This window comes from Chitinimonas sp. BJB300 (genome assembly GCF_002735695.1).
Lineage (GTDB): Bacteria > Pseudomonadota > Gammaproteobacteria > Burkholderiales > Chitinimonadaceae > Chitinimonas.
Window position 1 is genome coordinate 1 of the sequence record NZ_PDZH01000134.1, and the last position, 9,532, is coordinate 9,532.

The following is a 9,532-nucleotide window of genomic DNA, read 5'->3' on the forward strand; positions in this document are numbered from 1 at the left end:
CCCCCTGCTGTACACGCACATATACCTGTGGCACCAGGGCTTTTGCGGTGCTGCCATCGGGCAGGGTAACGGTCTGCTCCACCAGCCAGACCATATCACTGGTGAGCTGGGCGATCTGGGCGTCCGTTAAAGCGATACCGGGTACCAACTGCCAGGCTTTAGCGTAGGTAGCACCGTTTTCCAGCAAGGCACGATATTGGGCTTCGTCGTCGGCAAAGCCAGTGAGAAAGCGCCGGCCTGTCAGCTGGTTGATCTGCTCTCGAATCAGTCGTTGTTCGTAAAACCCGTCACCCAGCCGTTTTTGAATAGTGGCTGGGTCGAACTTCAGCCGGTCCAGCAGGTAGTCGGACGATAACCAAGTCCTGTAGTTGGTAAAGGTCGGGTCGGTTTCAACCACATAGCGTGAGTTCGCACCACCATCCACCACGAACAGCTTGCTGGTCGGCAGGCGCGGATCGGGGGTGAGGGTTCGCACCACAATCGGCGGACTCCCCGGCGCAACCGGCGTCGTAACGGTATGGGTTGGTGTGACAGGCGTGACGGCATTGATCGCCACTGTTGTGCCATCTACGGATGCCACCGTGGCCGAAGAAAGGGGCTTGGGCGCAGCCAGCTCGCTTTGATTGACCTGTTGCCAATACTTGGCCTGCTGGTCGCGGACACCCGCGCGAAGCTGGTCCAATGCCTGACGTGCGCTCAAGGTGGGGGCCGGCGCCAAGCCCGTGCTGCCCGCAACCTGTACGGTTCCCAATGGAATATCGGCTGCCTGCCCTGTCACACCGGTTACGGCAGTAGACGGCACGGCTGTATTGCCGGACGGCGCGCCCGTAGAAGCGATGCCAGAAGCCATACCCCCCACTGCGGCATCGGCCGTTTGCCCCGTCACACTGGCCACGGCAGAAGATGACAAAGCAGGATTAGCTGAAGTCAGGGTCGTCGAAGAAACGGTGGGTTTGACTGCTGTTGGGCCGGCAACCCCATTCACCGCTACGACATTTGTCCCACCTGCTTGAGCCGGTGCGGTCACGCCGCTCACCCCGACCACCGCACTACCCGCTGCTTGGCCACCTCCCGCCGCTGTCGACTTGACCGCGGTGCCATGGAGGTTGGCATTGCTGGCAACTGTCCCTACGGATACTGGCTGGCTGGGGTCTATCGGTTTGTCCACATTGACTGTGGCATGCTCTTTGATGATGCCTAGGGTGGCGGTGATTTCTGTCCTGACCGGTGCCGGTCTATATCGTCGGGCATCAGCGTGATTACTATCAGATTTTAATCTTCTTCCCTTTGTGTAATAGCGCGTTACGGTTCCTTGGTCTTTTGTGATCTCAAACGCTTCCACCGCCATGTTCTGGATTGAACTCACCCCTCCGGTGATGGCACGTCCGACAGTAATGGTGCCTTTATCATTGATAATCTGGCCATGCTGATTATTGAAATCCCCGGCGACATGAATGCTGGCCATCCGATCAGCCGACGCCAACGTGGTCGTTTTGGTCCTTTTATACCTTCGTACTTTGAAGTTACGTGTTTCTTCCAAATAGTTACTGGTGGGTGAATTTCTTCGACGTACAATGTACTCACCAGGACTAATTTCTAGTAGAAACAGTTGCATATCACTGTTCCAGTGCCCGTTCTGATAGAAATCCACTTCGGTAATGTCTTCAGGCGCACTTTCCTGGGTCGTGAATTTCACCCCTTCTGAAATATTCTCCAGCTTGCCCTGTATCGAAAGGTCGCCCGCGATATCGATGCGCGTGGCCAGGTTTTTGACATCCCCTTTGAAGGCGGCATTGCCCAGCGAAACAATTTCAGCCCCGGTGCGGTTCTGCAGTTGCTGCATGGTCACCGACAAATCACCGCGCGAGGCAATCACCCCACCGCTATGGTTATCCACGCTGCCTGTGCCGGGCAGAATGGAAATCGTGTCACCATAAATCCGGCCCGAGTTTGATAACTCCCTGGCTTTGAGTGAAACGGTATTGCCATTGATCAGACCGGTGTTTTCCAGTCGTTCAGTGATGTCCAGGCTCAAGGTATTGGCAAAGATCTTGCCGGCGGAATCATTCTTCAGGTTGGATGCAAAGATATTCAAGCCATCCTTGGCGCTAATCGTGCCGGCATTACTCACCTTGCCGGCCACTCGGTAGGTTACCGAGCCATCGGCCGCAACCACCCCCTGATTGACGTAGTCGCCTGCAAAAGCCAACTCAACCGCACCGTGGGATTTGATTTTCCCATCAGCAGTAAAGCGTGCAGCATCCAGCTTCAGCGCCCCATCGGCCAGTAATTGGCCACCGGTATTGATCAGGTCGGGGGTGGTGATCGTCAGCTGGTTTTTGGCCGAGATCTCGCCTGACTGGTTATTCACCTGTGCGGCATTTATCGTGACGTGATGGTTCGCCCGCAGGTAGCCGCTCTGATCATTGAGCAGTGCGCCGCCGATCTTGGCGACCAAATCCCCCGCATCCACTTTGCCAGCTTGGTTGTTCATATTGGCCGCGGTGAGTGACAGTGTATGACTACCCCGCAGCAAGCCGCCCGCGCTGTTGTTCAGCATACCGGACGTGGTGATCTGCGTCGTATGAGCGGCGTCTACCGTCCCACCACGGTTATCCAGGCTAACGGCTTGCAGGCTCACGTTCCCTACCGACACCAGCTGCCCACCCCGGGTATTGTCGATCGCCCCCCCGGTTGCTGCGGTCAAGCTCTTGCCTGCGCCGATATAGCCTGCCTCATTGGCTATACCCGCCCCCGCTTTTAGGGTGATATCGCCAAATGCCACCACACCATGGTCTGTGCCGCTGTCGCGGTTTGTCAGCATTCCGGTCAGCGCATCCAGGTGCAGATTGTTGCCAGCCTGAATCAGACCCTGGCTGTTATCCATACCCTGGGCTTGCGCCCAGACATTGCCTCCCGCCTGCAGTTTGCCATCGCGATTATCGAAGTGTGTCGTGGCGTTGAGCTTGATATCCTGGCTTGCCACCAGCTGAGCGTGACGGGTATCGATTGCGCCGGCCCGAGCCGTTAAGTCGATGCTGGTTGCATTGGCGCGCAGTGTTTGCAGATTGAGCTGGTTGCCACTGACTTTAAGCGCGCTCCCTGCCATTAGCTGTCCAGGCAACACCACTGTGTTCTGTGCCTGGACAGTAAGATTCCCCTGTGCCGAAAGCTGGCCATTGCGCGCCATGCCGGCCGCAAAAACCGCCGACGAAGTCGCGGACAGATCCGCCATATTAAGGGTGAGGTCATTACCCGCCGCGGTTGTCCCCGACGCCGTCAGCCTGCCCGCCACCGTGATATCCGCATTCCCTTCAGCATAAAGGGTGCCGGTATGGTCCAGACTGGCTGCTGTCAGCGATAACGATTGTCCCTGCAGTTGGCCCGCATTGTGCAATGCCCCGCTGGTGGCCATGGTCAGTTTGGCCTGATGGCTGCGGACTGCGCCCGCGCCATTCAACCATGCTGCTGCCGTCAGATTCAGGTTGCCATTGGATTCAACCGTCCCCTGGTCATTATTGGCACCGCCCGTAACGGACATGGTGAGCTCATTCAGTGCGCTGATAGCTCCCGTTTGATTGGCCAGTTGATGGGCGCTAATCGTGCTGTTTCCCCCTGCGCGTATTTCACCGGCACGGCTGTTGTCGAGCAGCCCCGCCACCTTCACGGCCAGCGACTTATCTGCGGCGGCGGTGATCTTGCCATGCAGGTTGCTTAAACTCCCCGCGGTAAGATGGAAATCACCATTACTGGCCAATTGACCGCGCGTATTATCCACTGCCCCGGTGACGGTTATTTCGCTAGTACCGCCACCGCTTTGCATTACCTTGCCATCGACATTGCTCAGGCTGGCTGCATGTAGCTTGATCTGCGCTGCATTGACCTGACCACCATCCAGGACGAACCTACCGCCTGCGATCGCCAGTAAGCCATTGCTGGCAATCTGGCCACGGGTGCTATTGAGTTCGTTTGCCTTTAGCTGAAAGGTCCCGGCCCCGGCATGCTGCAATTGGCCTGCCACATTGCTGAGGGTATCGGCTCGCAGGCTGAAGTCCACGCCATTGCTGGCAATCAAGCCATCGTCGTTATTGAACGATTGCAACGTCAAGGCACTGGCTGCCGTACCTGTCTGTACCAGTCTGCCGCCCTGGTTGTACAAGTGTTTGAGCTGAAGGTCGAGCCCACCACCCTGTAGCGTGCCTTGCTGGTTATGCCAATGGTCGGCACTCAGCTTGAGTTTCCCTACCGTTGTCACGGCGGCCTGCCGGGTTTTGACCTCAGCGGCTTGCACCGTGATATGAGCGGCATTCACCTTGCTGTCGCTCAGGTCTATCCGCCCCGTGTTCGCCAACCCATCACCAATGCGGGCCGTGAACTGATCGCCTGCCAAGGCTTTGCCGTGGACGGCGATGGTCTGCCCAGCCGTCAACATCAGGTTGCCCTGGTTGCTCAGGGCGCCATCGGTATTTAAGCCGGCAGCCAAAACACTGCCTGCTTGGCTGGTCAGTGTTTCATCCGCGTTGATCTGCAGGTCCGTCCTGCTCGCCATCGTACCGGCATTGTCCAGCTGCCCCAGCTTGAAGGTCGCCACGCCCTGGCTGTAAATCGTCCCGGCATTGCGCAGCACGCCAGCTTTGACATTCAGCGTCTGGCCGCTCTGTAGCTGGCCTTCGCCGTTATTTAGCGTCCCTGAAGTGGTCAGGCCGAGTGTGCCAGCGGACTGAATCGAACCCTGGTGATTATCGATTTCCGTTGCTTGCAGTTGCACACGTTCCTGCGCGGCCATCTGGCCGCCCTGGTTATACGCCTGGGTGGCCACGCGTGCATGGAGTTGTTTACCTGCAGAGAGCTGACCCAGCTGGTTCTGCAGTTGCTGGGCGGTCAGGTTGAGTTGACTGCCAGCGCGAATTTGCCCTGCCGCCTGGTTATCGACGTCGCCAGCGGTCAGGCTGAGGGTGGTGTCGCCTGTCGTGCGGACGGTGCCGGCCCGGTTCGTCAATGCCCCGGTGGTCAGTGAGAGGTCGCCGTTGCCGGCGATCAAGCCTTGCGTGTTGTCCAGCAACCCGGTGACCTGGATATCACCGGCCTCCTGGCCTGTGTGTAATAACTCACCTTCGCGGTTGCTGAGTGAGGTTGCCGTAAGCTGAATTCGGTTAGCACTGACCTTGCCCTTGTCGAGCGTCAACTTGCCACCACCCAATGTCAGCTTGCCATTGCTGGCAATCAAACCCTCGTGGTTATCCAGCGTCTGGTGACCGCTGACTGCAAACGTACCGGTTCCCACGTGCCTCAGTTCACCTTTGACGTTGGTGAGCTTGTCTGCCTGCAGGCTGAAGTCCACCCCATTGCTGGCGATCAGGCCACCGTCATTGTTCAGGCTACCACCGGCAGCAAAGGCGACTGTGCTGGCCGCAGTCCCCGTCTGAACAATCTGTCCCTGCTGATTGTCGAGGTGGGTGAGGTGCAGATCCAGCCCACCAGCGTTGAGGCTGCCGACCTGATTGTTCAATCGATCCGCGGTCAGCGCGAGGGTATCCTTCGCGGTCACCAACGCCTTCTGAGTGTCGATTTCGCCGGCCTGCAGCGTGATGTGCGCAGCACCCACCGTGCTGCCGCTCAACTCAATCCGCCCCGTGTTCGCCAACCCATCACCAATACGTGCGGTGAACTGATCGCCTGACAAGGCCTTGCCGTGGATGGCGATGGCCTGCCCAGCCGTCAACATCAGGTTGCCCTGGTTGCTCAGGGCGCCATCGGTATTCAAGCCGGCCGCCAAAACACTGCCTGTTTGGCTGGTCAGCGTTTCATCCGCGTTGATCTGCAAGTCCGACCTGCTGGCGATCGTGCCGGCATTGTCCAGCTGCCCCAGCTTGAAGGTCGCCACGCCCTGGCTGTAAATCGTCCCGGCATTGCGCAGCACGCCTGCCTTGACGTCCAGCGACTGGCCGCTTTGCAGTTGGCCCTCGCCGTTATTCAGTGTCCCTGAAGTGGTCAGGCCGAGTGTGCCAGCGGACTGAATCAAGCCTTTGTGGTTATCGATATCCGCGGCTTGCAGTTGCACACGTTCCTGCGCGGCCATCTGGCCGCCCTGGTTATGCAATTGGGTGGCCACGCGTGCATGGAGTTGTTTGCCTGCAGAGAGCTGGCCTTGCTGGTTCTGCAGTTGCTGGGCGGTCAGGTTGAGTTGGCCGCCAGCGCGGATCTGGCCCACCGCCTGGTTATCGACGTCGCCAGCGGTCAGGCTGAGGGTGGTGTCGCCTGTCGTGCGGACGGTGCCGGCCCGGTTCGTCAATGCCCCGGTGGTCAGTGCCAGGTCGCCGTTGCCGGCGATCAAGCCTTGTGTGTTGTCCAGCAACCCGGTGACCTGGATATCACCGGCCTCCTGGCCTGTGTGTAATAGCTCGCCTTCGCGGTTGCTGAGTGAGGTTGCCGTAAGCTGAATTCGGTTAGCACTGACCTTGCCCTTGTCGAGCGTGACCTTGCCACCGTTCAATGCCAGCTTGCCATTGCTGGCCATCCAGCCTTCGCTGCTATCCAGCGTTTGGTGACCGCTGACTGCAAACGTACCGGTTCCAACGTGCCTCAGTTCACCTTTGACGTTGGTGAGGCTGGCTGCCTGCAGGCTGAAGTCCACCCCATGGCTGGCGATCAGGCCACCGTCATTGTTCAGGCTGCTACCAGCAGCAAAGGCAATCGTACTGGCAGCCGACCCTGTTTGGATGATCTGTCCCTGTTGATTGTCGAGGTGGGTGAGGTGCAGATCCAGCCCACCAGCGTTGAGGCTGCCGACCTGGTTGTTCAATCGATCCGCGGTCAGCGCGAGGGTATCCTTCGCGGCCACCAACGCCTTCTGCGTGTCGACCTCGCCAGCCTGCAGCGTGATGTGCGCAGCACCCACCGTGCCGTCGCTCAGGTCTATCCGCCCCGTGTTCGCCAACCCCTCACCAATACGTGCGGTGAACTGATCGCCTGATAAGGCTTTACCGTGGATGGCGATGGCCTGCCCAGCCGTCAACATCAGGTTGCCCTGGTTGCTCAGGGCGCCATCGGTATTCAAGCCGGCCGCCAGCAGGCTGCCCTTATGGCTGGTCAATGTTTGGGTGGTGTGGATCTGTACGTTGCCTTGGCTGGCAATCGTACCGTGGTTGTCCAGACTGGCCAGCGTCAGCGTGGCAGCGCCTTGGCTATAGAGGTTGCCGCTGTTGCCCAGTACGCCCGCATTGATGGCTAGCGTATTGCCGCTGAGCACATTGCCTTGGTCGTTGAGGAAGGTACCGGTATTGAGCGTCAGCGGACCTGTGATCGATTCAATCCAACCCTGGCTGTTCTCAATGCCTGCCGCTTGCAGATCAAGCCGCTGACTGGCGATCAGCTTGCCGGACTGGTTGCTGAACTGACCGGCGATGTGCAGCGTGGCCTGCTCTCCGGCACTGATTTGCCCCGTCTGATTATCCAGTTGCTGGGCAGTCAGTGTCAGCCGGCTGCCTGCGCTGATCACACCCTTGTTCTGGTTGTCGATATCACCAGCTGTAAGCGTGAGGCTGTTTTGTTCGGTGGTGAACAGCTTGCCCGCACGGTTGTTCAGGCTGCCGGTTGCGATCGTGAGTTGGCCCTGACTGGCCAGCAAGCCGTCTGTATTGTTCAACAGCCCTGCAACCTGGATGTCAGCGGCGCCGCTACCGCTCTGGATCACCTTGCCACCGACATTGCTCAGATTGGTCGCCGTCAGTTTGATCTTTGAAGCACCCACCTCGCCACCGTCCAGGGTGACATTGCCGCCGGTGAGCGACAGCAGACCATTGCTGGCAAGCGTGCCTTGCTGGCTGTTGAAGTCAGCGGCATTAAGCGTGAGCGTGCCGGTACCAGCATGCTGCACCAGCCCGGCTACATTGCTCACTGTATCGGCACTGAGGTTGAAATCGACGCCGTTGCTGGCGATGACCCCGCCGTTGTTGTTCAGGCTTCCCCCGGTATTCAGCACAATCTGGCTGCGGGTAGTCCCCGTCTGCAGCAGTTTGCCGCTGGTGTTATCCAGGTGGGTCAGTTGGACGTTCAGCAGATTGGCACTCAGCGACCCATCTTGGTTGGTTAATCGCTGGCCTCGTATCGCCAATGTATCGGTTGCGGCAGCCACTACCTTATGTGTATCGATGTCCTGTGCAGCCAACTCGATGCTATGCGCCGCCAATTGGCTTTCACTTACATCCAGGCTGGTTGCCTTGGCGCTGATTGTCTGGCTGGCCAAAGCCTGTCCATGCACACCAATCTGTTGCCCTGCCTGTAGGGTGAGATCGCCTGCCTGGCTCAGTTTGCCCGCCGTATCCAACCCTGCCGCCAGCAGGCTGCCCTTATGGCTGGTCAATGTTTGGGTGGTGTGGATCTGTACGTTGCCTTGGCTGGCAATCGTGCCGTGGTTGTCCAGACTGTTCAGCGTCAGCGTGGCAGCGCCCTGGCTATAGAGGTTGCCGCTGTTGCCCAGTACGCCCGCATTGATGGCTAGCGTATTGCCGCTGAGCACATTGCCTTGGTCGTTGAGGAAGGTACCGGTATTGAGCGTCAGCGGACCTGTGATCGACTCAATCCAACCCTGGCTGTTCTCAATGCCTGCCGCTTGCAGATCAAGCCGCTGACTGGCGATCAGCTTGCCGGACTGATTGTTGAACTGACCCGTCAGATTCATGGCAAGGGTATCTGCAGCGCTGATTTCGCCTGTTTGGTTAGCCAGCTGCTGAGCAACAAGATTCAACCGACCGCCTGAACGAATCAGACCCTTGTCCTGATTGTTGATGTCGCCAGCGGTGAGCGAGAGGCTATGCTGGTCGGTCGTGAACAGCTTGCCCGCACGGTTGTTCAGGCTGCCGGTTGCGATCGTGAGTTGGCCCTGACTGGCCAGCAAGCCGTCTGTATTGTTCAACAGCCCTGCAACCTGGATGTCCGCCGCACCGCTGCCGCTTTGTATGATCTTGCCACCGACATTGCTCAGATTGGTGGCAGTCAGGTTGAGTTGCGACGCGCCTACCTCGCCACCATCCAGCCTGATCTGCCCGCCAGTCATCGCGAGTAGGCCATTGCCGGCAATCTTGCCCTGATGACCATTGAAATCGGTAGCGTTGAGTGTGAAGGTACCGTTACCGGTATGCAGCAGTTGTCCCGCCTCGTTGCTGAAGGTATCGGCACGCAGACTGAAATCAACACCGTTGCTGGCAATCACGCCACCGTTGTTGTTAAGACTCCCCCCTGCGTTCAGTATGATCTGGCTGTTGGCAGTCCCCGTCTGCAGCAGTTTGCCGCTGGTGTTATCCAGGTGGGTCAGTTGGACGTTCAGCAGATTGGCACTCAGCGACCCATCTTGGTTGGTTAATCGCTGGCCTCGTATCGCCAATGTATCGGTTGCGGCAGCCACCGCCTTATGTGTATCGATGTCCTGTGCAGCCAACTCGATGCTATGCGCCGCCAATTGGCTTTCACTTACATCCAGGCTGGTTGCCTTGGCGCTGATTGTCTGGCTGGCCAAAGCCTGTCCATGCACACC

Annotated in this window: 1 pseudogene; it reads right to left on the bottom strand. The window is 58.5% G+C overall.

The annotated features are described in order from the left end of the window. Positions 1-9,532: pseudogene (locus CSQ89_RS17705) on the bottom strand (hypothetical protein); the annotation flags it as partial.